Here is a 26,061-nt window from a genome sequence, read left to right as displayed (position 1 = left end):
TTTATTAACTTTGGATAAAACGTAAGTCGGCAAATTAAATTATTATCAAAAAAGTGTAGTTTGCTTAACTTCATCAGAACTATTATCCGGCTCGCTTGGTTTATCATCATCACGAATCTCCGCTTTGGGGTAAACTCCGGCATGAGAGGAAATGTTCAGCAGAATACCAATTGCGGCAGAATAAATCAATACTGCAGTGCCGCCATAGCTCACAAAGGGCATTGGCACACCTGTAGTCGGGAGTAAACCGCTGTTGACACCTGCATTGACCAAAAGATATGTAGCAAATGTAATCAAAATGCCAACTGCTAAAAAGTATCCGAAATTATCGGGTGCTTTTTTGGCAATTAACATTCCTCGCCAAAAAACAATAGCAAACACCGCAATGATGCACAACAAACCAATCAAACCATATTCTTCGCCAATGATTGCAAAGATGAAGTCACCGTAAGATTCGGGCAAGAAAAGATGTGATTGGCGGCTTTGCCCGGCACCGACTCCGAATAATCCACCATTGCCCAGAGCAATCAGCGATTGATTGCCCTGATAGTTGACAGCATCATTAACTCCCGGTTCACCTGAACCGAAAAATGCTGTTAGTCGCTTTAGGCGATACTCCGCTGATACCAAGTAAACTCCTATGCTACCCAAAGCAACAATGAACATACTACCCAGATGCAACAAGTTTGTATTACCTATAAACATCATCGTAATTGCTATGATAAAAATTACAAACATGGTCGAAAAGTTTGGCTGCAAGCCTATAAGAAGGCATATCATTCCTGCCCATAATATGAATGGCAAAAAGCCTCGTTCCAATTCCTTGATAACTTTTTGTTTTATTGATAGCAATGCCGCAAAATGAATTACCAACGCAAATTTGGCAAACTCGGATGGTTGGAAGCTCAGTGGACCCAAATTGAGCCATCTTGAAGCCCCTTTTACAGAGGTCCCGGACACCAAAACAATAACAAGCAAAACTATTCCAATCACAATCATAGGTTTGGAAACACGCTGCCAAAAATGATAATTAATTTTAGCAAAAATAAGCATGACAGCCAATCCCAACATCACTCTAAATGTATGACTAAGGAAAAAGAACTCGGGGTTGCCAAAGCGGAATTGGGCTATTGGGGCGCTTGCACTATAAACAAAGGAAATCGAAAATAGCATTAGAGCCACTATTGGCAATAAAATGAACCAATCAATATGTCCTTTGGTGTTATTCATAATCTCAGAATCGGTTTACAATTTCTTTAAAAACGTCTCCCCTATGCTCAAAATTCATGAACATATCGAATGACTTGCAAGCAGGTGTAAACACAACTTTATCACCATTTTCAGCTTCTTCTAAAGCTACTGAAAGTGCTTCGTCCAAATCCATAACTTTTATGCACCTTTTGGCAGTGCAAAAATGATTGAATATATTGTCGGCTTCTTCACCCATCGCAATGATGGATTTGACATTGGCATCGACTACTGCATCCAAAGCAGAATAATCGTTGCCGTCTGCTCTGCCACCTGCAATCCAAACAATAGGTGCGTTATAAGCTTGGAGTGCGTACCAAGTGGCATTGACATTTGTGGCTTTGGAATCATTGACAAAATCAACTCCATTAATAGAACGGACAAATTCCAAGCGGTGCTCGACACCCTTGAATTTTGATAATCCGTCTCGAATATCTTCATTGCTCAACTCAAAAGCGCGAACAGCTAAGGCTGCCGCCATCGAGTTGTAGGCATTGTGGATACCTGGTAATCCTAAATCGGCTACCGGCATAAGTACCTCCTCTTTATCTGCTGCATTTATAAATATTATGCCGTCGCGTGTATATATCCCCCTATCCACCGATGACATCGAGACAAAAGCTATTTTGGCATTCGTTCCCAAAATGTTTTTCCATAATATCTCATCGTCTCTATTTAAAACTAACAAATTTTTTTCATTTTGATTCAAAGTAATTTTCCACTTTGATTCCACATATGCCTCCATCGTACCATGATATTTGAGATGGTCGGGCGTAATATTCAGTATCAGAGCCACTTCCGGGTGAAAATTTTTAATTCTGTCTAATTGATAACTACTTGCTTCTACAACTAAAATAGTTTCTTTTTCTACATTATTAACAAGGTCGGACATCGGAATACCGATATTTCCGCAAGCGATTGCTTTTTTTCCGGCATTATTCAGTACGAATTCGATTAGCGAAGTTGTAGTGGTTTTGCCGTTTGTACCTGTGATTGCAATAATAGGATTTTCTATAAACTGAGAAGCATACTCCAATTCGCTGATGATTTCGATATTATGTACTGAAGCTGTCACTAATATTTCAGCTTCAGGTGGTACACCGGGAGAAGTGATGATAAGTTCGCAATGTTCTAACAATTCAAGCTTATTTTCGCCGAATTGGCAATCAATACCAAGTTCAGTGAGTTCGGCAATCAAATCAACAAACTGAGACGCAGCCTTTGATTCGGTCAAGATAACATCATTACCCTTTCTTTTGGCAAGTTTTGCAGCTGCAACCCCACTTTTGCCGGCACCTATTACTAACACTTTTTTCATTTATTTTCGTTTCCTATATTTCGATGTTACAAAATTACGACTGATATAATTAATTTCAAGATAAACGAAAATTTTATTACATTTAAATTTTATAAAAATGATAAACTAAGATGATAATTCCGATATATAACTGTTTTCACCCGATACTCCGACAAGAAGCTGTACAAGTCACCGAATTCAATCAAAATGTAGCAGATTTAGTCGCCAATATGTACGACACATTGTATAATATTTCCAATGGTGTTGGACTTGCCGGCAACCAAGTCGGGAGCAATGATGCCCTGTTTATCGTTGATTTGAACGTCGGCAGCGATGAAAAAAAGCCTAATCCGATTACTATCATCAATCCTGAAATAATTTTCTATTCGGACGAAGAGTCCGAAGAAAGCGAAGGATGCTTGAGTATTCCTGAATTTTTCGAGAAAGTTGTCAGACCCGAATCAATTCAGATTCGTTATTACGACTTGGATATGAAGGAATACAACACTGAGGTTTCAGGATTTTTGGCTCGAGTAATGCAACATGAATTCGACCATTTGAAGGGAAAATTGATTTTCGACAAGATAACACCACTAAGAAGAGCATTAGCCAAGAGCAAATTGAACAAAATCAAACGCGGCGATTTATTGCCAAACTACCCTATGATTATGCCTGACGGGACATTGATTGAACCTGAGATTGAAGAATAATTCTATGAAATGATATAATTGTGGCGATTATATTCGTCTTAGATTTAGAGGCTTAAATTGTCAATTGAAATAGCTGAGAAAAATGAGACCGAACAAACTACTCGAATTGGTTGCTGAAGGTGAATCTTCCATAATGGAGTTTAAGCGCAAATCAACTACCCCATTCAAACTTGCCAAAGAAATTTCAGCATTAGCCAATACCAAAGGCGGAATGCTCTTAATTGGTGTTGATGACGATGGTACAATCTACGGAATTGAAAGCGAAAAAACTGAAATTGAAGCAGTAGAAGTGGCTTGTGGGTTCCATATAGACCCTCCTATTGAGCCTATCATCGAAGTTATCAGTGTTAAAGGCAAAGATGTATTATTTGTACAGATAAATGAAGGTGAGCACAAACCACATAAATTGAAGATTGAAGACCCAGACACTAAGCAGATTCATCACAGAGCATATATTAGAATCGGTGAGCAGTCTGTCGAAGCCAGTCGGGAAATGTATCGTTTGATGAAAAATTCTACAGCAGGAAAGCCACTCAAAATCAGCATCGGTGAAAATGAAAGACGTTTGTTTGATTATCTCGAAAAAAAAGACCGTATTACAATTAAGGACTTTTCACATTTGGTAAACATCTCCGAGAGGCGCGCTGAACGTATGATGATTAAATTAGTCCAAGCCGGTGTGCTTCATATTCACAATGATTCTACAAGAGATTATTTCACTTTAGTATAAAAAAAAGGTTGAGAATAGTCCCAACCTTTGCAAAAGCGTAATGCTGAATTTGTTCTTTACTTCGCAATCATGATTGATTTCACTTCAATATATGGACCTGCTTCCATTTTAATAAAATACATACCCGAACTGAAGTCTGCAGTATTCAATATAATTTCATAAATTGCCGGTTTCAACATTTCGTCAACGAGCCTCATCACCACATTACCCTCAATATCAGTAATGTTAAGCTTAACATCGGAATCGAAAGCTATTCCATAGCTTATCTTGAAATCCGTAAGTGCAGGATTTGGTGATGGCATTCCGAGGAAGAACCTGATAGCAGATGCAGTATAAATAATTCGATTATCATTGAAGCAAACTTCGTTTATATTAACAACCGATAAATTATTCACCGCTGTATAACAATCGTAATCAAGAGTTGCAAAAATTGGAGATTGCCCCATATCGTTCAATAATGCCATAAATTGGACTTTGAATGCTTCAAAGCTTTGATTACTTGTCACATAACCACTACCTGATAATTCTAACTGACCGAAACCGATGTATTCAATTTTGTCCCATACCCAATAATCACCATTTGCGGGATTAGTATTCAATTCCGATTTAAATGATTGATTAATGTATCGAATTACACTATTATCAAAACTAATTGTAATTTTCAAACTCTGCAAGGCATCATCATTAAGACTTGGTAATTGTAGGAATACATTATAATCAAAAACTTTGCCCGGGTCGAAAGTATATTCTGCCTTATCGGGTTTGATTGACAATTCTCCGGCTGAACCCGTAAGTTCGATTTCGATTGGAATAGAAGCAGAATTTGGAATTGTCAAATTTGAATTATATGAGCCAATTCGTGTAGGTTCAAATTTCACCTTGAAAGTGAATGTTGCGCCGCCTTTCACAATTGCGTCTTCCGTAGCATTAATAGAGAATCCCATATCGCCGGAAATAGTATGAGACGAGAAATATAAAATTATATCACTATCTTTACTTGTATTTGTAATTGTAATCGAATTTTCACTTTCCGAACAAATCAATTTGTTGCCAAATGCGGAGCGGTCACCGTAAGATAAATTGATACCGTCACAATCAGTGCTCAAACGATTTTCACGCCATTCATCAACAAATTTGGCGTCATAGTTATCAGCCATAATTATTATTGTATTCAAATGGTCGCTTCCGGCTGCTGGAGTGAATGTCACAGGAATTTCGAGTCTATCCTCCATAGCAATAGTAATATTTGTCGGATTGGTTCCTGATTGCCAAGCGTATTCAGTATTTTGCAATTCGAAGAAAATTTCATTAATGGATAAATCCGATGATAAGCTGGGATTTTCGAGAATCAGCTTAGCTGTAGTAGATTGACCGACTACGACAGATTCGCCACATTGCCAAGTTGCAATAAGTTTTGGCAAATAACCTATTCCTTCCAATTTGGAGACCAAATCTACAGTTTTTGACCTGACTGTAACCAGAATTTCTTTATCAAAATCAATTTCTTGAGTTGGATTGAAAGTCACAGGGATTCTTTCTTCCCCGTTTGCAGCCAATGAAAATGGCAGTGGAGTTTGCAAATTATAAGTAAAGGCACCGCCATCATTATCTGCAAATTTAATGTCATCAATATATTCGATTCCGTTACTATTATTGCGAATGACGATTTCGCCGTTATATGTGCCGTTAACTCGTTGGCGTTCCCAATCGAATGATGAGACACGAACATCTGCGGAAATTCCGAACCCTTTGAGAACCGTCACGGCATTTTTGCAAGGAGATTCGACATAGAAATTCAAATCAGCAACTCTTTCATCCATTTCTCGTGGTGTAAAAGATATTATTACATCAATACAATCGCCCGGTTCAACCATGATTCTGTTATTAAGCCGAGTTACATAAGCAGGGAACGAAATGACAAAATCAAGCAGATGTGTTCCACGAATTTTGGGGTCGATAAAAACTCGATAATTTGAATTATTTTCAAAGGCGCAAAAAATTGTGTCGGTGACAGTTTTATTGAGATTAACTTCACCAAAATCATATTCTTCGAGCACTAAACCACCGCAAATACCATTGCCGGCAAGTTCAACTTTAATATCACTCATACACTCACCGGAAACAACAAATTGAGCCCTACGTAAATTCAGATATGCCGGACGGAATTTGAATTGAACTTCGATTGATTCTCCGGGTTCTAATATTTCATCAATAAGATTAGTCATGAGTTCGAAATCTAAATACATTTCACTTTGACCAAAATCTCTAATTTCAGCTCCTGTAATTTTTGTCATTAACTTGCTATTATTGACAATTAAGCCGGAAGCCACAATTTCTAAAGAATCACCCCATGTGCAATCAGGAAAATTAACAATTGGAACTGCGAAGCTCAATTGAGGCTGTTCGATTACGAATTGTTCGCTTATAGATTCACTAACAGGCAATTTACCATATTTTGATAAGTATGAATCTTTTGCTCCTAAGGACTGAAGATTGATTTCGCCAATTTTGATTGTTCCTGAAAAATCTCCTGTCTGATATTGATTAAAGTCAGAATCAAATGTCAGTTTTGAAGTGTAGATTATATTATTCATTTGGTTTGGAGCCAAATCAATTAGATTCAATCTCTCATTAAATACTGCAGTGAATTTCCTTGCGCTTGGATAGGCAGGAAGCGTTTTAGCAATCATATAATCGGTATAATTTCCGGTATAGGTTCCTTCGACATAGATTTTAGGTTGCTCGCCATAAACTCTACGGAAAGATACTTTTTCAGGAGTTGGTCTGAAATCTTCAAACTTTTCTTCACCACCTAAATAGTTCAAATTAAGAAAATCTCCCTTTGAAGAATATTTTGCGATGAAGAAATACGGGACACTTGAATATGGAAACAAGGGAGTTGTATTTCCGAATTTGGAACCGGCGTATGCTGTACCGACAACATATGCATTACCTTCTTCGTCAACTGCCACACCATAAGCCATATCATCATGTTGGAATCCACCGTCACTACGAGCCCAAACCAAGTTGCCATCACTATCAAATTTGGCTAAGAAGAAATCTTTTTTGCCGATACTTGTGAGAGTTTTATTTCCGATTGTCATCGAACCTTCAAAGTAGCCGGACATATAGATGTATAAATTATTGAAAGATGCATCAATACAGGTTGATATAACATCTGCATTGCCGCCAAAACTTTTAGCAAATTTATGTGTAAATTTATCGGAAACTCTAACTCTGATTTTAACATTTTCGGACTTGAAATCCGGGTACCAAGTATAAGAGCCGCCTGTTTGCTTGGTAGTAATCAAAGTCCATACTTTTCCATTGTCAATTGAATAATATATGTCAACTTCGGTCTCATCAGTGACACCACTCCAATTAATTGCAATAGAATCGCATTTGGAATAAACATCATTTTTTTCTGGTTTTTCCAATTTAATCCGTTGAAATCCACCGAACAAATCAACTTCCAATGCACAAGGCAATCCATCAACAAGTAAAGCCGCTTGGCGGTATATTTTTTCGTCTTGCGGTGTAAATCTTATTGTAATTTTTCTGGGTACGTTCACAGGCATAATGAAATCATAATTAGGCTGATTTCCAACTCCATCGCCCCAATCAACTACTTTAAAATAACCGGGTGGAACGATTCTGATATCTTGTGTGGTTAGATTTTTCAATCTTGGAGTTATAGTTACCGTACGTTCAATGTATGAACCTATATCGGGGTTGTCAAAATCAATTAGTTTTTGGTCTGAATCTACATAGACAATATTTTCGAAAGGAACAAGATATTGTTTATTTGTAGTCTTCCCTAATGGTACAAATCGAATTGATACTCTACGTGATGTTTCGACTGTATCGCAGATATCAGGATTTGTCCACACAATTTGACAATGAACTTTATAAGATATAGTTTCGGCAAAGGATTTATAAATATTACTCAGTTCATTTCTTGTGCCAACCATAACATACTTACCACCCGTCATTTGTGACATATATTCTAAGTCATTACTTTTATCAGAAAGCAATGTAATTGAAAAAAGTTGAATATTGTTGTCATTCATTTCTGAGATTATTTTGGACATCTGCAATGGCGCACCTTGCGATTCATGTGCCCCGTCAGATAAAAATACAATAGCTCTTTTATGCCCGGGAGGAGCATCTTGTAATAAAGTTATTGCACCGGCGATTTCATCTAAAAATGCAACGTTGAAATTAGTACTTCCAACTATTTGAATAGGCTTATTCAAAGAATCCAAAAGCCATTTTTTATTAGTAGAAAAAGGGCTTATAACTGAGGCTGTGCCTGCAAATGAAGTTATTGCAATTTGAGACTCAACACCTAAATCAATAGTATTGATAAAAGTTTTGGCAGCATCAATTGCCCAACTCCATTTCGTCTCCCCGTCAACCCTATCTTGCATCGAACTACTTCTGTCCAATACCAATACAACACTAACGGGAGCATCAGATTCGCAAATGATTTCAACTAATTCTTTTGGTATCTCTAAACCGTTATCAATCACAACAAAATCTTCAGGTGTCAAACTAGTAAAATGATGACCTTGGACGGTATAGGCGCTGAAAAATGCCCCTACTCTTGGAAATTTATCCGGAACGATTTCCGAAACGGCAAAACTTTGAGCTTTCAAGCTCGAATTAATGAGGATTAAGCCCAAAAAACAAAGTAGAAACAACTTTTTCATAGTTCACCTAAAAAAATTTATACTTTAAGCTACAAAAGAATTCCGATTGCAAAACAAAAACATATAAATATAACACAAAATTTGCAAATTTGTTACACAAATTTGTTATGAAATTGAAGATTCTAAAAAGTTGATTGTTTTTTTGTGGGTATCAAGTTCGATATTGATTCCAATCGGCAATGTAATCTTTGAATTAATATGCCCGAAAGGTAAGCCCAATACAACGGGTTTGCCCAAATCAGCTAAGTAATGATGGATAAGTTCGCGAATCGAATACCCACGATTAGGATAGAATGGTTTACGAGCATCAATGTTACTGAATGTTCCAAAAATTACACCTTTGCATTGGTTGAATTTTCCTGCTAATTTTAATTGTGCCAACATTCGGTCAATTTGGTAACCGTGTTCGGAAACATCTTCGATGAAAATGATTTTGTTCATGGCGTCAAATTCATATTGAGTACCCAATGTAGAACACAGCATTGTCAGATTACCGCCAACAAGTTCGCCTTGTGCTACTCCGGGTGAAACGACGGAGATGCTATTATCTTTGAACTCGTAGAATTGGACAGCATGTTCGGAAAAAATAAGTTGTCGTAAATTTGTTCGCGTAAAATTATCGAAACTCATTGAGGCTACAGGTCCGTGATAGGTCACAAGCGATGATTTAATTCTAATTGCATTCAATAATGCTGTCACATCACTAAACCCCATTATGATTTTTGGGTTAGCAGCAATAATATTATAATCTAATAAATCAAGCATTCTGATAGTGCCAAAACCGCCTCTTGCGGCTATTATTGCTTCGATTTCCGGGCGTTCGACAAATCCCATAAATTCATCAGCCCTCTGTTGGTCAGTGCCTGATAGGTATCGATTCTCATTTTTTTGATTTTTGATAGATGAACCAAGCTCGATTTTACATCCCATATCCTTGAAAAATCTCAGCCCGTTGCGGATTTCGTACATACTTGTAGGGCTTGCCGGTGCAGTTATAGCTATTGTTCCTCCGGGATAAATGCCCTTTGGTTTGACAATACCTTTTGTATGGGCAGACATTGAGTTGGTTTGCGGGTCAAATCGTGAACCGGACTTATCATGAGCCATTAATGATGAAGCCGCCAACCAAGCTGTTGATGCTGTTATAAATTTACGTCTGTCCATCTTTATCTTCAAATTACTTTTATTATTCAAACAAAATACTTACTTTTGCAAACTCCAATTTGGAGTACAACGGAAAGATGCAGGAGTGGTTGAACTGGCACGCCTGGAAAGCGTGTGTACCTGCAAGGGTACCGTGGGTTCGAATCCCACTCTTTCCGCAAATGTTTTTTGCATCAAAAAGCTTGCTAATTTTGTGCCAACCTTCACAATAATGTGCGAATCTATCAAAGCTCGGCTATCGTAACTCCTGCTCCGCCTTCTACTAATTCACCCAATTTGAAAGATTTGATTGATGGATGAAATTTCAAAAACTCATGCACTGCATGTTTGAGAGCACCGGTCCCTTTTCCGTGAATAATAGTTATACGTTCCAAATTTGTCATTAGTGCTTCCGATATAAATTCGTCTATCATTCGCATTGATTCCTCAGCCCTTCTGCCACGAATATCAATTCGGGATTCGGCATCGAACTTTACGTATTGCGACGCAGAGGACTTCTTCTCTTTTGGAGTTTGGCCTTTTTTGATTCTGTCGAATGGTAATCTGAATTTGAACCCGTTAAATTCGACGACTGCCATCTTATCCTCTTTGTCCACCAATACAATCGAGCCGCTTGAATTATTGTCAATCATTATGACGTTATCGCCAGGTGAGAAATCAGTTTCGGTAGCGACTTCGACAAGCACCTTTTTGACTTCTTTTTCTACTTGAGCTTTAAGCGATGTTTTGGCATCTTCGTAGCCCTTTTTAATCTCACCAACAGGCTTTTGGGATTCTTTAATTTCTTTTATCGTATTTTCGACCAATGAATTGGCTTTGTTAACGATTTCGAATGCTTCGAGTTTGGCGTCCGAAATCAAATCTTTCTTCTTGAGCTTGATTTCGGTAAGTTTGGCTTCGTATTCGGAATTCAACTTTGCAAAAGTCAATTTTTCCTTTTCGAGCTCATTTTTCAAGTTTTGGCTTTCGGTTTTATATTTTTGCAAGAGCGTAATGCTCGATTCGAGTTCAGATTGGCGCGAGCCAAGATATTTTTGGGCTCTTTCGAGCACAAGTTCCGAAATACCAATATTACGAGCTAATACAAAAGCATAAGAATTGCCAGGAATTCCTGATAGGAAGTGATAAGTTGGAACGAGTTTGACATCGTCAAATTCTAAAGAAGCGTTGGCAATTACCGGATTATTCAAGGCATAAGTTTTAAGTGATGATTGGTGCGTTGTCACAACAAAAAACAGCTTTATGTTGATGAAACTATCCAAGACTCCACATGCAAGTGCAGCGCCCTCTTGTGGGTCAGTTCCCGAGCCGATTTCGTCAACCAAGATGAGAGATTCATTCCCGCAAGATTCGAGGATTTTTTTTAAGTTTAATATCTGCGAACTGAATGTGCTGAGGTCGTTTTCTAAAGATTGGTGGTCTCCAATTGCAGCAAAAACAGTTCGGAAGTTTGTCCTGCAATCGCCAAGTGGGAAAATACCGCTCAATGCCATTAGAATATTCAAACCAATGCTTTTGAGTGCAACCGTCTTGCCACCGGCATTAGGACCGGAAATTAAGTGTCCTCGTGTATCTTTGGTGAATTCAATCGTCAAAGGCATGACTTTTTTGGCGCCTTTTGCATGAACAAGCAGCGGGTGTCTTATGTCTTTAAGATAAATATAATCTTCGTCGTTTACATTTGGCTTGATTCCGCCAAAGTCAACGGCATATTTTGCTCGTGCAGTCATCGAATCCAAGTGGGCAACGATGTCGAGCGATGCTATCAATAAATGGCTATCTTTGCCGATTTCGTTTGTCAAATTGGATAGTATTCTGTGCATTTCGCGTAATTCATCATTATGCAGCAATGACAATTCATTGTTCAACTCGATGATTTCTGAAGGTTCCAAAAACACTGTCGAGCCTGTTTGCGAAATGCCATGGATAATACCCGGCAATGCCCTTTTGTTTTCAGCCTTGATAGGTAATACAAAACGACCTTCGCGAACAGTATAAAAATCTTCACGAGTCATGTCTTCATCTTGTACATGGCGGAGAATTTTCTGCAAACGAGTTCTTAGATGTTGCGATTTTTGGGTGATTTTGCGACGAATATCGTAGAGTTCCTTAGTGGCAGTATCACGAATATCGCCATTATCATCAATAGCTTCAGTTATGTGTTTTTCGAGTAATTTATTTAAGTAGAGGTGTTCGACAAATTCGTAAAGCAATGGAAATTGTTCCCTTCTGTCATCGAAAAACTTTGCGATAATACGGAAAGCACGAATGACATCATGCACAGCCAATACCTCAGATGAGGACAAGACTGCATTTTCGATAGCCGCTTTGTAAATCTTATGCTTTACGTCCGTTAGACCTTCGAAAGGGACTTTCAGACCGCTAAAATATAGTTGCTTAAGCGATTCGACAAGATTGATTTCATTATTCAAGGAGAACAAATCAGTATTTGGTTTGAGTCCTTTGATTAGACTCACTCCCAAATCTGAATATGCGTATCGAGAAACGAAATTCAAAACTGAACTGAATTCCAATTCATTCATAGAATTGCTCAGAACAGCTTCGTCGTAAGGATTATCGAAATTGGTTAAAACTTCATCTTTAAGCATTAATCAAGCCCCAAGCAATTCTTTTGCGATTTGTTGAATAAGTTTGTTATCCCCTTTTCCCTTGAGTTGCTTAACCGATGCTCCGATTAACTTGCCTAAATCCGATGCTTTGTCGAAACCATTTTCGGAAATAATTTCACGAATTACATCACGCATTTCATCAGCAGACATTTGTTTTGGCAAAAACTCCATGATAATCTGCAGTTCTTCTTCTTCCTTCTCTTTCAAATCTGTTCTTCCGGCATTAGCATACATTTCAATCGCATCTTTTCGCTTTTTAGCCAATGAATTGAGTATGTTGATTTCTTCATCGGGAGTCATCTCTTTGCCTGTTCCGGATTTTGAAAACTCGATGATTACGGCTCTGATTGAACGAATCGTTTCGAGACGTAACTTTTCACCGGATTTCATAGCCGCTTTCATTTGTTCGTTTATTATCGTTTCTAATGACATAAAAATACCTCAAAATTTAATAATATTTATCTTCTTAATTTCCATTCATGCAATTTTGAATCGTAAAATTCCTGATCCAATCTGCATTTATCGTAAAAACCGCTTACCTGCCGTTGCCTGAAAGCTTCGTAGGTACTGATTGCACAAGCAACCGAAATATTGAGACTCTTAATCATACCCACTTGAGGAATAATAAAGTTGCCGTCAGCTAACTCACAAGCTCTCTCCGTAATGCCAAAGTGCTCATTTCCGAATACAAGGGCTACTTTTTCGGTCAGATTCAAATCGTAAAGAGATTTCGAATCACTCGCCAAATGAGTAGTGTAAATCTTGAAATCTTGGCTTCGGAGTTTCGCGTAACATTCCTCGATATCGGTAAAGAACTCAGATTCGACCCATTTTCGAGCGCTTGCAGAACTCGAATCGCCTAATTTCGGGAATCTCTGTGAGCCGTCGTAAACAAGATACACTTTCAAGATGCCTACTGCATCACACGAACGCAAACAAGCCGATAGGTTATGTGGGTCCCAGATGTTCTCGAATACGGCTGTCAAATCCACTTGCCTGTTTTGCAAGACTGTTTCAAATCTTTTAAGACGTTTCTCAGTTAACACTATTCAATATCAATTTTATTTATCAACATAGATAAAACGAATATAAATGAATAGTATTTAATCAAAATGAATGAAGCTACTAATTGATAAAAAAAACTTGTGATATTTAGAAATAGTTAGAGTTCCGAAGGTATTCTGAATAAAGTCCCGGCTCAACATGAACAGTTGTTTTGTAATTCATTTTATAATAGATGGATTTTTCGACTGCACTTGCTATAACATGAGCATCATGAACACTCATTTCAGCAGGAAGGCGGATGTCAATATTGAGCTCTTTGTGGTCGCCGTAACTATGAATACGGAAATGATGCACCGAAGTAATTGCCGGATTAACATTTTTGGCGATGTTCATTACTTGCAATTTGAATTCATGCGAGGGGTGTTCTCCAAGTAATGAACCGGCTGCTGACTTTAGAATTTCGTATGTAACGTAGAACAACATCAATGATACTCCCATTGCAAGTACACTATCCATCCAATAAAATTGTTCGCCGAAAAATGCTCCTACAACGATAACGACAGTTGAGATTGCATCCGTTCTGTGATGCCAACCATCAGCCTTAAGGGATTCGGAATTGATTTTCTTACCGTAATAAATTGAATACTGCGCCATTATCTCTTTGATAACAATCGTTATAGAGAAAATGATAAGCGTTGTAATATCATAATCGACGATTTCACGTGTTTGTAATCTCGCAATAGATTCGGAGATGAAATTTATACCGACAACTGCCAAAATAGTTGCGACGATAACCGAAATAACTGATTCTGCCCTGCCATGACCAAAAGGATGCTCGTAATCAGCAGGCTTTGATGCTATCCAAAAGCCAATAAGCACCACAGCCGACGTTATCGAATCAGACAAGGTATGCCAAGCATCAGCAATCATAGCAAGAGAATTAATCCTCAGTCCGGCATAATATTTAATTGCAAAAACCAAGATGTTTAGTACAATCGAAATCCAAACTAAAATATATGCTACATGGTATTTATTCTTAGGTGGCGCCATTTCTGCTACAATTTCATAACTTTAGAAATTTTAACGGTCAAATCAAAGACCGGTTCTTTAGGTGGTGGTGGTGTTTTAGACTTCTTCTTCTTTTTCACAACTTTGGGAGCAGTTGTTTCAATTAAATCGGTTGATACCGAAGCATTCCGCTCCTGAATCTTGTTGTTCTTAATCAAATCACGCAATACTTCTGCCCGTAGGTCTAACAGTTCACTTAATTGCTCTTTGTTTTTCACAGTTACGGTTTTTGTTTTCTTTTTCTTTTTCTCGATAACAGTTTGTTTGACCTTTTTATTTTTAAAATAGGAGTCACCTGTATTGATAACCAAATCTATATGCAAACCCTTTTGGTGAGTTAGAATATGCTTCAGAAAATTTATATAAGTATTGAGTGAATCATGAATTTTCGAATCATTATCAACGAAAGCATCAATTTTGAGCAGTTCGAACCCTTCAGTCAATTTTATGACATCAAAATTTCGTGTCATTTCGTAATACTTGGTTAAATTCTGAAGGTTGAGCAATACAGCATGGTCAGTGAGCAAATAGCCTTCGATTATAATTGAATATTGCTCGCCAACGGGCAGAACTTGCTGATAAGAACCATCTGCTGAATTAGATTTGGCTTCAAATACAACACCTTCAGAATTTATAAACTTAACTTTAGTAGAAATTACACTGCCGTCTTCAACGTTTTTCACAAGTCCTGAAATCAGGACTATCTGTTTATCTTTCGATATGCCCGGATGCAAAGTAATGAAAAAAATCGCCATGAAAATTATGTATTTCATCAAAACCTCTTAATTTTTTAAAATTTTTATTCTGTTCTAATCGAGCCGATTATTTCCATATCTGAAGCACGTCTCGCCGGATAAATCGTTGCGATGGTGGACAGTATTATTGAAAATCCGGCAATTATCCACACATCTGCCGAATCTACTGCTACCGGAATGGCATCTATTATAAATTTAGACGAATCAACTTTGAGCCATTTGTAATTTATTTGACCAAAGGAGACAAATAGTCCAAGCGCTGTACCGATTACCGTGCTAACAAGCCCGATAATAACTCCTTGATAAACGAAGATATTACGGATTGATTTGCCTGATGCTCCCATAGAGCGAAGCACACCAATATCGCGTCGCTTTTCAATCACGGTCATAGACAATGAAATAAGCACATTGAATACTGCGAGCATAATTATAATGCTCAGAACAGAAAATGTAGCGAATCGCTCGAATTTCATGATTGCAAATAAATCAGGGTTCAAATCCTGCCAAGTAAGAACTTGCAAATCCTTAGGCAAAATTGCAGAAATTTTAGATTTCATCGCATCGAGATGCTTGATATCATTAATACGCAAATCAATAGAGTTGATGAATCCCATGTTGGGATTTAGTATTGATTTAGCCAATACGTCGCTCGAAATACCAAATCGTGAATCATAGTCCTTGATGTTGGAGCTAAATATTCCCGTAACAATTGCGGGTTGAGTTCCACGCATTCCAACACCGGAAATGATTTTTTCGATTGAACGCGGCGACAAAAGCATCAGCGTATCTCCCGGGAGCACTCGCAGCTTGTCGGCAAGAACGTTCCCGACTACAATTCCGGGCAAACGTGGATTGTCGGTTTTCAATGCAAACTTTCCGAAAATCGTTGCTCTTCGGATTCCATCGTAAAAATCTTCATGCTCCGAATCAACCGCCAATAATTCGAAAACTTGGACTTGGTTGTTGTTGAATCCGATAGCTTTTGAGTTGTAACTTTCGACAATAGATTCTGTCATTTCAATTTCGGCAATTTGCTTTGTCAATCCCTTCGGGTCGAACCATGTCCCTTCCTTCGGGACTATCCTGATATGCGGGTCGAATCCTAAAAATTGCTTTTTTGTCATATTCTGAAAGCCGTTAAAAATCGAAAGCACTACGATTAGTGCCGCCACTCCGACAGTAATCCCGATGATAGACAGAACGGTAATCACAGTTATGAAGTTGAAACTGCGTTTGGCAAAAATATACCTACGTGCTATGAAGTACTCGAATTTCATCGCTTAGAACAGCTTACTTTGCTTTGCTTGACCCAAAAAAAATTCTTGGGCAGAAAAGGGCTTCTCACCGTCCGAAGGAGAAATCTTAGTATAAGTACCGTCAGTATTCAGTACCCATGATTTGCAATTGTCTTGCCAATAAATGTTAAGAATTTGCCAAAGTTGGCTTCTCAAACTCGGTTCATAAATTGGTATCATAGATTCTACACGGCGATTCAAATTACGAGACATCCAATCGGCGCTTGAGATGTAAAACTCTTCGTCTCCCCCATTTTTGAAATAAAAAATCCGGCTATGCTCTAAAAATCTGCCAATCACGCTACGAATCTCAATATTCTCACTAATTCCGGGAATGCCGGGTTTGAGGCATGTTATTCCCCTTACAAGCAATTGAATCTTTACTCCTGCTTGAGATGCTCTATATAAAGCGGGAATAACTTCACGGTGGGCAATTGAATTCATCTTTGCAAAAATGAAGCTCGGATTTGCTTCCGAATGTTTTTCAATTTCCCTATCTATGAAATATAAAATTTTTCTTTTCATATCGACAGGAGCCAAAATCAAATGATTCCAGTCCTTATGGTAAGAATAGGCTGTCAAATAATTAAATAAATGCGTAGCATCTTTGGCGAATTCATCATTTGCCGTAAAGAGTCCAACATCAGTATAAAGACGAGCTGTAATTTGATTATAATTTCCGGTCGAAAGATGCAAATAAGTCTTGAGTTTGCCTTGTTCTCGGCGGACAATCATCGCAATCTTACAATGCGTTTTCAATCCAGGGACACCATACACAACGTGAGCACCGGCAAGTTCTAACTCTTTAGCCCAAATTATGTTTTTTTCTTCGTCAAATCTGGCTTTTAATTCGACAAATGCAGTCACAAGTTTGCCGTTTTCGGCTGCTCGTTTTAATGCAGCCACTACATCGGAATTCATTCCCGTTCTGTACAAAGTGATTTTAATTGCCAAGACATCAGGGTCGTGAACTGCTTGAGTAATGAATTTCAATGTACTATTCGAAAAAGTATCGAATGGATGATGCACCATAATATCTTGATTTTTTATGGCATCAAACAATGTAACATCCTCAATCATAAATTCCGGTATCTTTCTGGATGCAAATGGTGTGTCTTTCAAATGGCGCAAATCATATTTTGTTAATTCCATGAAATCTACCAAATTCAAAGGACGTGCATGAACGTAAACATCTGATGGCTCTATGTCGAGCGCTTTCATCAACAAATTAGCAAGGTAATCCGGCATTTTGGAATTTACTTCGAGCCTGACAACTGCTTTCCCCCAATTTCTGAGTCTGATTTGTTCGGCTATTTCGGATAATAAATCATCAGCTTCGTCTTCCGCAATTTCGATATCAGCGTCACGAGTTACTCGGAAAGTATTTGCCATTAGGATTTCAAATCCGGGGAAAAGTGCATCTGCAAATGCTTTGATAACGTGTTCGATTAGAACGATGTGATAGCCAGATTCTCGCGGTATTTTCACAAATCGAGTCAAAACCGAAGGCACCTGAATAAAAGCTATATGGTTTTCAGTGACATCTTCATTATTTTCTTTAAGCAAAAAAGCAATGTTTAAGCTACGGTTGATAAGACGCGGGAAAGGATTTGCCGGTCCCAAACTCAACGGAGTCAGCAATGGTAATATCTCATTGTTGAAGAAATTTTCGACATATAAGTATTCCTCGTCATTCAAATTTTCTATTCTATGGAAGTAAATATCATTTTTTTCTAATTCCGGAAAAATTTGCGCGGTAAGAATATCTTCTTGCTTTTTGTAGATAGGCAAGAGTTGTTTGCGAATTTCCTTTAGCTGATTCTCCGGTGTCATTCCGTCATATGAAAGTTCTACCACATCGCCTGCAACCTGGCTTTTAAGTCCGGCTACTCGAATCATGAAAAACTCGTCTAAGTTAGAGCTCAATATACAGCAGAATTTCAAACGCTCCAACAACGGATGTCTTTTATCTTCCGCCTCGCTAAGTACACGCCTTTGGAATTCAATCAAACTTAATTCCCGATTGAAGTAAAAATTGTGCGATGTTAGTTTCTTCTTACTATTCAGGGCGCTTTGCTTTTCAATTTCATTATTTTCGATTATCGGCTCATCATTTGTGGCGAACATTAATTCTCCCCTAAAAAATGGAATTATATGCTAAAATATAAACTATTATAGACAAACAAGAATAAATTTTCATTTGACAGCTCAAAAAAAGAATAAAAAAAAAGTCTGCCGAAAAATCCGACAGACCGTTTTTTCTCTAATTTTATGATTAGAAAATCAATCGAGCTTTCGGAATATCCTTTTTGATTTTTTCTTTCTCAGTGTCAGAAATCGGATTACCCTTCAAATTTATCATTTTCAGTTCAGTCATTCTTGACATTGATGCCGGTAAAGTCGTAATCTTGTTGTCAATCAATGATATTGATTTAACTTTAACAAGATTGGAAATATCGTCGGAAATCGAACTGATTTGGTTAGCATTCAAATTAAAGCTTTGCAAATTTGTCATTCCCTTTACAGCCGAACCCACGGTAACGATTTTATTGTTCGACATATCGAGATTTTGAAGTGTAGCTATTTTCCCCAAAGACGCCGGAATTTCAGTAAATTCGTTATTAGTCAGAGATACAGAACGTAAGCGAGTCATAGCATCCATATTTGCAGGCAAATCTTTCAATTTATTGTTGTTGAGCGAAAGTTCTTGAAGTTGTGTAATTGCAGCCACATCATCGGGTAGTTTTGTCAATCCCATATTGTTCATTACCAAAGTTCTGAGTTGTTGGAGTTGCTCGAATGATTTGGGAAAAGTTTTGATATTAGTACCGCTAAGGTCAAGTTTCATGATTGATGATAGTGAACCGAAAGATGTTGGTAAAGTATCAAGTGGGTTGCCGTGCAATTCAATCGTTCTCAGGCGCTGGATTGAAGTAATTTCTTCTGGAAGTCCTCTGAGATTGTTCTTGCTTATATCTAATGATGCTAGTTTGGGGAAATTCCCGATTGATTTCGGAAGTGAATTGAGCTGATTTTCAGCAAGATTCAATTCCTTCAAAGATGGAGCGTTGGACAATTCAACCGGAAGTTCAGTCAATTTATTAGCTATCAATGACAAATCTGTTAGATTTTCCAATTTTGAAAAGTCTGCATCAACTCTTGAGATTTGATTATTGTCTAAGTTGAGTTTGCTAAGAGTTTTGAAGGCTAATAAATCCTGTCCGATTGTAGTAAGCTGATTGTCGCTCATTTCAATAGAAGTTAAATTTGGCAATTTAGCGAGCACATCAGGAATCTTTGTAAATTTATTCTTACTTAAATTTATTTCTTTAAGATTTGTCAATTTTGCAATTTCCGACGGTAGAGCTGTGAGCAAATTATCTGTTAAATTAAGCCTCTCGAGAACTACAAATTCGCCAATTTGCGAAGATAGACTTGTCAAACCATCGCCTCTCAAAGTTAAGGTTTTGAGCGTTGTAGCTTGAGCTAAAGCTTCTTCCATTGTCATACCTGCAGACCGTCTGTTTAATCTGTCTGTAATTTTTTGTCTATCCGGACGATTGGTGTTTCTTTCTTGTTTTGAACGTTCAAACTTTTTTAGACGCTCATTGTTTTGTGCGTCCATATCAACAAAACCAAACATCATCAGAGACACAAAAATTATTAATGCTTTTTTCATAGATAAGTACTCAAAATTTAATATAACAAACATAATTACAGCTATGACGAACTAAAAAAACTTAAGTTTACGGTTAATACTTTTTTTTGTCAACATCATTAGTCATGCGATGCTCTATACTACGAGATAGTTTGACAAAGGGTAGCCCGAGAAGCAAGTAGACTGCGGCAATCATAATACCGGTGCCGATATAATCAAAATATGTTGACGATAATTGATTATAAAGTTTTGTCAATTCTACTAATGTGATGACCGATACGAGTGATGAATCCTTGAGCAGTGATATAAAATCATTTGTCACAGGCGGCAATACTATTCGGAAAGCTTGCGGCAATACAATATGTCGGAGTGCATTCCGGCGAGACATCCCTAAGGATAAAGCAGCTTCTATTTGTCCCTTTTGGACTGAAAACAGTCCCGCTCTATAGTTTTCGGCTTCGTATGCGGCATAATTCAAGCCCAAGCCAATAATGGCTGCCAAAAAAGGTGACAATTTGATTCCGATTGTCGGCAATGCATAAAAAATGAAAAACAACTGAATCAGTAATGGTGTCCCTCGAATAACTTCAATGAATACTGAAGCCAATATCGATAAGGGTTTCGGACCATATACTTTAGTAATAGCAATGAATAAACCCAGAATTATAGCGATTATCATTGATAGAACTGAAATATTGACCGTCATCAATGCGGCACGAGCTACCATGGGCATAAACGATAAATAGCGGACGAAGAGTGATTCTAAGGATGAATCTTGTGACATTGACGCTACGAAATAATCATAGCGAATTGCAGGCAAATCGTATTCGGAATAATCATTTGAATACTCAGTCATTTCATGGTTCCAGAGGTTCCATGATTCCAGAATTTTCCTCAATTCGCCGGTTATAATCAATGAGTCGAGACCTGCGTTAATTGTTTGGAGAAGCTGTTTGTCCTCAAGTCTGAGGGCAATTCCGTAACTTACTTCGCTTACTTCAGAGCCAACTATTTTCAGTGCTTTATTGATACTTGTATAATATAATGCTATTGGGAAATCAACTAAAACTGCATCAATTCTACCATTCTGCAAGTCCTCGAAAGCGTTCACTTCGCCCTCATATGTTCTGGTTTTGACTCCGTCCAACTCATTAAGCACATTTTCAGCTTGGGAGTTTTTAAGTGCACCTACATTCATACCTTTCAAGTCAAATTCATCGCGAAGTGAGTCCGATTCGAATCGAATTACGATTGACAGATGAGTAATATAATATGGCTTGGAGAAATTGACTGCCTTCTTTCTTTCATCAGTGATTTCAAGCCCATTCATAGCGATATCGTAATCGCCGCGATATAATCCGGGAATTAGTCCATCCCACTGATTTTGGACAAAACGCTCTTTGAGTCCGAGTTCATAGGCTAATGCAGACGCAATATCAATTTCAAATCCGATTAATTTCTCGGGAACGTTTGGGTCTTGGAAAATATAAGGGGCGTTACCTTCGGCATCAGCAGCCCACTTCAGCAAATCCTGCGAATTCGTTGTATAAACTATGAAAAATACAGCAAAAAAAGTAAATATTTTGGTCATCGCAACAACACCTTAGATATATAAGATGAAGTTTTGGGGTCTTTGGGATTGTCAAAAATTTCCTCCGGAGTGCCGGATTCGATTAGCTCTCCATCCTGCATATACACAACTCTATCGGCAACTACTCTTGCGAGCAGCATTTGGTGAGTAACGATGATTTGAGTGATACCTTCGCTTTGCAAATCCTTCATCAATTCCACAAAATCAGAAATTAACTCGGGGTCTAAAGCCGAAGTAGGCTCATCGAATAGTATCACATCAGGATTCATCGCAAGAGAACGAGCTATAGCCACTCTTTGAGCTTGACCACCCGACAGGCTGTAAGGCATTCGCTTTTCGAAATCACGAAGATTAAGTTTGTTTAGAAGTGAAATTGCTAATTCAGCGGCTTCTTCTTTGGTCAATCCATTTATGATTCGCGGAGCCAAACTGACATTTTCTAATACGTTAAGATTGGAAAAAAGATTGAGAGACTGGAAAATCAGGGCAATTTTGCGTCTGATTTGCATGATACTTGTTTTCAATTCATAACCGAGATAATCGGCTTTGTCAAGAAAAGTATTCTGCCCCGAAAAGATTCTTCGAGTTTTCAGGGCAGCTAAATTAAGGTTAGTAAAGTCAAAAATTGTGTTATTAATATTATAAATACCGTTTTCGGGGATTTCGAGCAAATTAACGCATTTCAAAAGCGTGGTTTTCCCACAACCGGAACGTCCTATAATGGAAACAATTTCCCCTCTGCTTACCGAAAAGTTCAGAGCTTTGAGGATTCTATTGCCATCGTAATACTTGTCTAATCCCGATATTTCGATAATATTAGAGTTCACAAATATTTTTTTAATTGCTAAAAGTCGTTGATTATAATATACGCACTGCCAATGTACCTTTTGCCCTTAGCTCTTTTTTCGGTAGGTGGCGGTTTATTAGGGTCGGTAACAGACGCACCTTCAACAGTAATTCTCTCCGGACTAATGCCATTTGTGACAAAATAATCCATTAATGATTCGGCACGCAAACCGGTTAAATTTTCATTTTTTAGAGTATCGATATTATTATCAGGAAATGTTTTTATCGTAAATTTCACATTTTTGTTGCTTTTCAAAGTGTTGACAATGTCATCTAATACAACCGAAGAACCAAATCTGAGTTTCGATTTGTTAATTTCAAATGGCGAAACAGCAACCGGAATTATACCGCCTTTCTTAAGCGGATTGACTAAAAAGTCACGGGAAATTTCGATGTATTTGTCAGTATTAGGAATCGAAACGGCGATTTCGGTAGCAAAATATCCTTCTTCGATAATTTTAAATGTGTAAGTATTGCCCGGAAAAAGACCTGTGACGTAGTAATAACCGCCTTCGGAAGCATTACTTTTGACTTGATTTATTTTTTTGCCCGTGTTATCATGAACAGCGATTTTTATTGCAACGGGATTTTTAGTAATTGCCTCAATCGCATGACCTGTGACGGCGACCACAGTTCGCATTTGTGATTGTAGGGCGGCAAAATTGATAATCAGCATTATAATGGCTAATGTGAGAATTTTCATCATTTCTTTTTCCCTGCCTTTTTGGTGAGGAATCTAACTGATGAATCAGCACATCCTAAGATGATAATCGAGCCGTCGGAAACAATATCAACAGACCAAATCTCAGTATCGAGCTTTTTGGTGTAAAGATTATTGCCTGTGGTCACATCCCACATTTTCATGTGCATATCAAGACTTGCGCTTACAATCGTTTTGTTGTCCGCAGCAAAAGTCAAATCCTGAATCAACTCATCATGAGCCTTAATCGTGCGAAGCAGTTGACCATTTGGCATTGACCAAATTTTGATATATCCATCTTCGTCCGATGAAGCCAACAATTTTGAATCAAAGCTGTATAATACTGTGAGTACAGGAGCTTCGTGACCGTATAGAATTTGAATCGGTTCGCGAGTAGTCAAATCAGTTGACCAAAGTCTAATCGTTTTGTCATCACTGCATGAAGCTATTTGAGTGCCATCGTAGGAATATGCTACATTATTCGTAGTTTTTGTATGTCCGCGGAGAGTTTTGATTTCCGAACCCAGCGTGCGGTCCCAAAGTTTGACAGTATTGTCGAATGAAGTCGAAGCAATATATGTAGAGCTTTCGTCTTGGCTGAAGTAAACGCCAATCACTTGGTCTGTGTGCCCCTTCAGTATTGACATCGGGGCGCAATTATCAATATCCCACAATCTTACGGTGTGGTCGCTCGAACCACTTGCGAGCCATTTGTCATTCCCCGAAAAGGAAAGATTATTCACTTGACCGAGATGCCCTTTCAAAGTGCAAATCAATTCACCTTTGGGCAAGCTCCATATTTTTATAGTTTCGTCCAAACTACACGTAGCGACCTTCGAATCCTTAGCATTTACAAATACGCCCAAGACCTCGTCATCATGATTGCCGACAACTTTCTCGACGTACTCGATTCCGTATGCCGGAATAGCTACAAAGGCAATAAGCACAATGGAATTCAATATTCCAATGAAAAACTTCATTAATTACACTCCCTATATTATTAAAAATTTTCTAAGCGAATTTAAGTACTAATAGAATCTTTAATTTCTAAAAGTAAAGATTTCAACTCTTTCAACTTATTAACAAGGAATTTATTGTCAGAGTTGGATTTATGCGTAAATTCGCCGACAGATTCTTCGACCGTCTCAAATCCGATAACAAGTTCCTCGGTAGGCAATGCAAAATTGAACTTGCTAAGCTGTTCTTTGGCGCCACGCAAAGAGAGCTTGTCTTCTCGAAGAAGTTTCTTCACCGCTTTGATAATAGTGATATCGCGTTCGGAATAAACACGATTACCCGCACGATTTTTTTTGGGATTGATGGCATCGAATTCCTTTTCCCAATAGCGTAAAATATGTTGCTCTTCGTCAACAATTTTGCTTACTTCACTAATCGAATAATATAATTTTTGCATAATATAACATATTGTTAAATTTTCTAAGTTCTAAGATAAGAAATAAATTCTTAATATTAAAAAAATTTTCTGTTAACTTTTTTATTCTTATATTTGTAGTTATCAAAATTTCAAATTTTTGGAGAAGTTGAAAATGGAAAAATATGTAGTAAACCCTGTACTTGTCAGAATGCAAGAGTCCGAGAAGGGTTCGATTTATCAGTCAATAGTAGCAATGGGTATGCGTGCACGCCAAATTAATGACTTTATCAAGTTCGAACTAAACGAAAGAATGGCAGATATTGTTCCGACTCAAGACGAATCTGAAGGAATCAACTTTGACCAACTTCATATCAGTCGCGAATTTGATAAATTCCCCAAGCCTACTTTCATCGCAATGAAAGAAATTTTCGAAAGGAAAATCACATACGAAATTCCCGAACCAGAAGAACTAAAACACAACAGATAAAAAAAAAGAAATGAAATACTTTAAACGCTTCCGAGAAAATTCGGGAGCGTTTTTTATTTCACCTCACTTTCTTGTCCTGAAATACGTTGACAAATTCAATAAAAAACAAGAAATCCCCCTTAATCCCCCTTTGGCAAAGGGGGAAAGCGAGCTTGCGAGCAGGGGGATTTGTATTCATAGCCCATGGTTTAAACCGTGTGTTGGGGAAAATCTGTGAGGCTGTCTCATAAGGGCAGCCATTTTTTATATTTTTGTGGAAAAATACGAGAAAATACTAGGTGCAAAATAGCGTCATAACAGCTGTAATCAACAATAAGTTAGCGATGCAATGAGACCAAAGTTTAAATACTATAATCAATCACAAGCGTTTCTACTACCTCCATCTCTTGATGAAATGATTAAAGAAACTCATCCTGTTAGGACAATAAATAAAATTATTGATGAAATTGATATAAGCGATATCGAAACAGCCCATCGGTGGCGGAAGCTACCAGCTACAGCCCGAGAATGCTTCTGAAAATACTCGTATATGCTTTATATGAATAATGTCTGATAAGCCGAAGAATAGAAGATTTAGTGCAAGAAAATATTCATTATATGTGGCTAAGCGGTATGCAAAAGCCGGATCACAATACAATCAATCGCTTCCGCAGTAAACCGGCAACGAAGCGGCTTGAAAGAAGTATTATTCTCTAAAGTAGTAATGCTATTTCATGAAGCCGGAATTTTGGATATTAAAGATATATACAGACGGCACGAAAATAAAAGAGCAAATGCCAATAAATACAGT

21 protein-coding genes and 1 tRNA gene are annotated in these 26,061 nt (G+C 37.8%); 5 read left to right on the top strand and 17 right to left on the bottom strand.

Annotated features, from left to right (window positions below):
* Positions 1–45: 45 nt before the first annotated feature.
* Positions 46–1,230 (bottom strand): putative lipid II flippase FtsW, encoded by a 1,185-nt coding sequence (gene ftsW / locus M9949_11720; protein ID MCO5252069.1) that lies wholly within the window; start codon positions 1,228–1,230, stop codon positions 46–48.
* A 4-nt stretch (positions 1,231–1,234) separates the two neighbouring features.
* Complete coding sequence (gene murD, locus M9949_11715) at positions 1,235–2,566, bottom strand: UDP-N-acetylmuramoyl-L-alanine--D-glutamate ligase (protein MCO5252068.1); 1,332 nt, start codon at positions 2,564–2,566, stop codon at positions 1,235–1,237.
* Between the two features lie 110 nt (positions 2,567–2,676).
* Between murD and def the strand changes: the two genes are divergently transcribed.
* Together def and M9949_11705 are read left to right on the top strand one after the other, a co-directional pair.
* Positions 2,677–3,255: a peptide deformylase gene (gene def, locus M9949_11710; protein MCO5252067.1), complete on the top strand. Its 579-nt coding sequence runs from the start codon at positions 2,677–2,679 to the stop codon at positions 3,253–3,255.
* A gap of 82 nt (positions 3,256–3,337) precedes the next feature.
* Positions 3,338–3,985: an ATP-binding protein gene (locus M9949_11705; protein MCO5252066.1), complete on the top strand. Its 648-nt coding sequence runs from the start codon at positions 3,338–3,340 to the stop codon at positions 3,983–3,985.
* Between the two features lie 56 nt (positions 3,986–4,041).
* On the opposite strand, the gene M9949_11700 is transcribed toward M9949_11705, so the two are convergent.
* Positions 4,042–8,697 (bottom strand): choice-of-anchor D domain-containing protein, encoded by a 4,656-nt coding sequence (locus tag M9949_11700; protein MCO5252065.1) that lies wholly within the window; start codon positions 8,695–8,697, stop codon positions 4,042–4,044.
* A 105-nt stretch (positions 8,698–8,802) separates the two neighbouring features.
* Entirely contained in the window at positions 8,803–9,861 is a 1,059-nt protein-coding gene (locus M9949_11695) for an LD-carboxypeptidase (protein ID MCO5252064.1), read from the bottom strand.
* Positions 9,862–9,932: 71 nt separating this feature from the next.
* Here M9949_11695 and M9949_11690 point away from each other — a divergent pair.
* Positions 9,933–10,019 (top strand) — tRNA-Ser (locus tag M9949_11690).
* A gap of 66 nt (positions 10,020–10,085) precedes the next feature.
* Here the strand turns inward: M9949_11690 and M9949_11685 are convergent.
* From M9949_11685 to M9949_11625, 13 genes are all read right to left on the bottom strand, one after another.
* Positions 10,086–12,470, bottom strand: coding sequence for an endonuclease MutS2 (locus tag M9949_11685; protein ID MCO5252063.1), 2,385 nt, complete (start codon positions 12,468–12,470; stop codon positions 10,086–10,088).
* A gap of 3 nt (positions 12,471–12,473) precedes the next feature.
* A complete protein-coding gene (locus tag M9949_11680; GenBank protein ID MCO5252062.1) occupies positions 12,474–12,923 on the bottom strand; it encodes a GatB/YqeY domain-containing protein in 450 nt (149 codons plus the stop codon).
* A 26-nt stretch (positions 12,924–12,949) separates the two neighbouring features.
* Entirely contained in the window at positions 12,950–13,537 is a 588-nt protein-coding gene (locus M9949_11675) for an RNA methyltransferase (GenBank protein MCO5252061.1), read from the bottom strand.
* Between the two features lie 106 nt (positions 13,538–13,643).
* Positions 13,644–14,546, bottom strand: a complete 903-nt coding sequence (locus tag M9949_11670; protein MCO5252060.1) for a cation diffusion facilitator family transporter — start codon at positions 14,544–14,546, stop codon at positions 13,644–13,646.
* 5 nt (positions 14,547–14,551) lie between these two features.
* Complete coding sequence (locus tag M9949_11665) at positions 14,552–15,337, bottom strand: hypothetical protein (protein ID MCO5252059.1); 786 nt, start codon at positions 15,335–15,337, stop codon at positions 14,552–14,554.
* Between the two features lie 26 nt (positions 15,338–15,363).
* Entirely contained in the window at positions 15,364–16,596 is a 1,233-nt protein-coding gene (locus tag M9949_11660) for an ABC transporter permease (GenBank protein ID MCO5252058.1), read from the bottom strand.
* Positions 16,597–16,599: 3 nt separating this feature from the next.
* A complete protein-coding gene (gene ppk1 / locus M9949_11655; protein MCO5252057.1) occupies positions 16,600–18,741 on the bottom strand; it encodes a polyphosphate kinase 1 in 2,142 nt (713 codons plus the stop codon).
* 148 nt (positions 18,742–18,889) lie between these two features.
* Entirely contained in the window at positions 18,890–20,293 is a 1,404-nt protein-coding gene (locus tag M9949_11650; GenBank protein ID MCO5252056.1) for a leucine-rich repeat domain-containing protein, read from the bottom strand.
* A 73-nt stretch (positions 20,294–20,366) separates the two neighbouring features.
* A complete protein-coding gene (locus tag M9949_11645; GenBank protein MCO5252055.1) occupies positions 20,367–21,863 on the bottom strand; it encodes an ABC transporter substrate-binding protein/permease in 1,497 nt (498 codons plus the stop codon).
* Complete coding sequence (locus M9949_11640; protein MCO5252054.1) at positions 21,860–22,690, bottom strand: amino acid ABC transporter ATP-binding protein; 831 nt, start codon at positions 22,688–22,690, stop codon at positions 21,860–21,862. The genes M9949_11645 and M9949_11640 overlap by 4 nt, the downstream gene beginning before the upstream one ends.
* A gap of 17 nt (positions 22,691–22,707) precedes the next feature.
* The gene (locus tag M9949_11635; GenBank protein ID MCO5252053.1) at positions 22,708–23,415 is read right to left on the bottom strand and encodes an OmpA family protein; all 708 of its coding nucleotides are present in this window, start codon (positions 23,413–23,415) and stop codon (positions 22,708–22,710) included.
* Positions 23,412–24,389 carry a WD40 repeat domain-containing protein gene (locus M9949_11630; GenBank protein MCO5252052.1) on the bottom strand — a complete coding sequence of 326 codons (978 nt, stop codon included), beginning with the start codon at positions 24,387–24,389 and terminating at the stop codon, positions 23,412–23,414. The genes M9949_11635 and M9949_11630 overlap by 4 nt, the downstream gene beginning before the upstream one ends.
* A gap of 41 nt (positions 24,390–24,430) precedes the next feature.
* Positions 24,431–24,823: a MerR family transcriptional regulator gene (locus M9949_11625; GenBank protein MCO5252051.1), complete on the bottom strand. Its 393-nt coding sequence runs from the start codon at positions 24,821–24,823 to the stop codon at positions 24,431–24,433.
* Between the two features lie 133 nt (positions 24,824–24,956).
* On the opposite strand from M9949_11625, the gene M9949_11620 reads away from it, so the two are divergent.
* A complete protein-coding gene (locus tag M9949_11620; protein ID MCO5252050.1) occupies positions 24,957–25,271 on the top strand; it encodes a DNA-directed RNA polymerase subunit omega in 315 nt (104 codons plus the stop codon).
* A gap of 328 nt (positions 25,272–25,599) precedes the next feature.
* Positions 25,600–25,788: a hypothetical protein gene (locus M9949_11615; protein MCO5252049.1), complete on the top strand. Its 189-nt coding sequence runs from the start codon at positions 25,600–25,602 to the stop codon at positions 25,786–25,788.
* The last annotated feature ends 273 nt before the right edge of the window (positions 25,789–26,061 follow it).

Origin of the sequence: Candidatus Kapaibacterium sp., assembly GCA_023957315.1 — a bacterium.
Lineage (GTDB): Bacteria > Bacteroidota > Ignavibacteria > Kapaibacteriales > UBA2268 > PGYU01.
Note: the sequence above shows the minus strand (reverse complement) of the source record. Positions and strands in the feature narration are given on the sequence as shown.

Bases quoted from the DNA above. Each gene is read 5' to 3' on its own strand.
- ftsW (MCO5252069.1), bottom strand. From the start codon at position 1,230: ATGAATAACACCAAAGGACATATTGATTGGTTCATTTTATTGCCAATA.
- murD (MCO5252068.1), bottom strand. From the start codon at position 2,566: ATGAAAAAAGTGTTAGTAATAGGTGCCGGCAAAAGTGGGGTTGCAGCT.
- def (MCO5252067.1), top strand. From the start codon at position 2,677: ATGATAATTCCGATATATAACTGTTTTCACCCGATACTCCGACAAGAA.
- M9949_11705 (MCO5252066.1), top strand. From the start codon at position 3,338: ATGAGACCGAACAAACTACTCGAATTGGTTGCTGAAGGTGAATCTTCC.
- M9949_11700 (MCO5252065.1), bottom strand. From the start codon at position 8,697: ATGAAAAAGTTGTTTCTACTTTGTTTTTTGGGCTTAATCCTCATTAAT.
- M9949_11695 (MCO5252064.1), bottom strand. From the start codon at position 9,861: ATGGACAGACGTAAATTTATAACAGCATCAACAGCTTGGTTGGCGGCT.
- M9949_11685 (MCO5252063.1), bottom strand. From the start codon at position 12,470: ATGCTTAAAGATGAAGTTTTAACCAATTTCGATAATCCTTACGACGAA.
- M9949_11680 (MCO5252062.1), bottom strand. From the start codon at position 12,923: ATGTCATTAGAAACGATAATAAACGAACAAATGAAAGCGGCTATGAAA.
- M9949_11670 (MCO5252060.1), bottom strand. From the start codon at position 14,546: ATGGCGCCACCTAAGAATAAATACCATGTAGCATATATTTTAGTTTGG.
- M9949_11665 (MCO5252059.1), bottom strand. From the start codon at position 15,337: ATGAAATACATAATTTTCATGGCGATTTTTTTCATTACTTTGCATCCG.
- M9949_11660 (MCO5252058.1), bottom strand. From the start codon at position 16,596: ATGAAATTCGAGTACTTCATAGCACGTAGGTATATTTTTGCCAAACGC.
- ppk1 (MCO5252057.1), bottom strand. From the start codon at position 18,741: ATGTTCGCCACAAATGATGAGCCGATAATCGAAAATAATGAAATTGAA.
- M9949_11650 (MCO5252056.1), bottom strand. From the start codon at position 20,293: ATGAAAAAAGCATTAATAATTTTTGTGTCTCTGATGATGTTTGGTTTT.
- M9949_11645 (MCO5252055.1), bottom strand. From the start codon at position 21,863: ATGACCAAAATATTTACTTTTTTTGCTGTATTTTTCATAGTTTATACA.
- M9949_11635 (MCO5252053.1), bottom strand. From the start codon at position 23,415: ATGATGAAAATTCTCACATTAGCCATTATAATGCTGATTATCAATTTT.
- M9949_11630 (MCO5252052.1), bottom strand. From the start codon at position 24,389: ATGAAGTTTTTCATTGGAATATTGAATTCCATTGTGCTTATTGCCTTT.
- M9949_11625 (MCO5252051.1), bottom strand. From the start codon at position 24,823: ATGCAAAAATTATATTATTCGATTAGTGAAGTAAGCAAAATTGTTGAC.
- M9949_11620 (MCO5252050.1), top strand. From the start codon at position 24,957: ATGGAAAAATATGTAGTAAACCCTGTACTTGTCAGAATGCAAGAGTCC.
- M9949_11615 (MCO5252049.1), top strand. From the start codon at position 25,600: ATGAGACCAAAGTTTAAATACTATAATCAATCACAAGCGTTTCTACTA.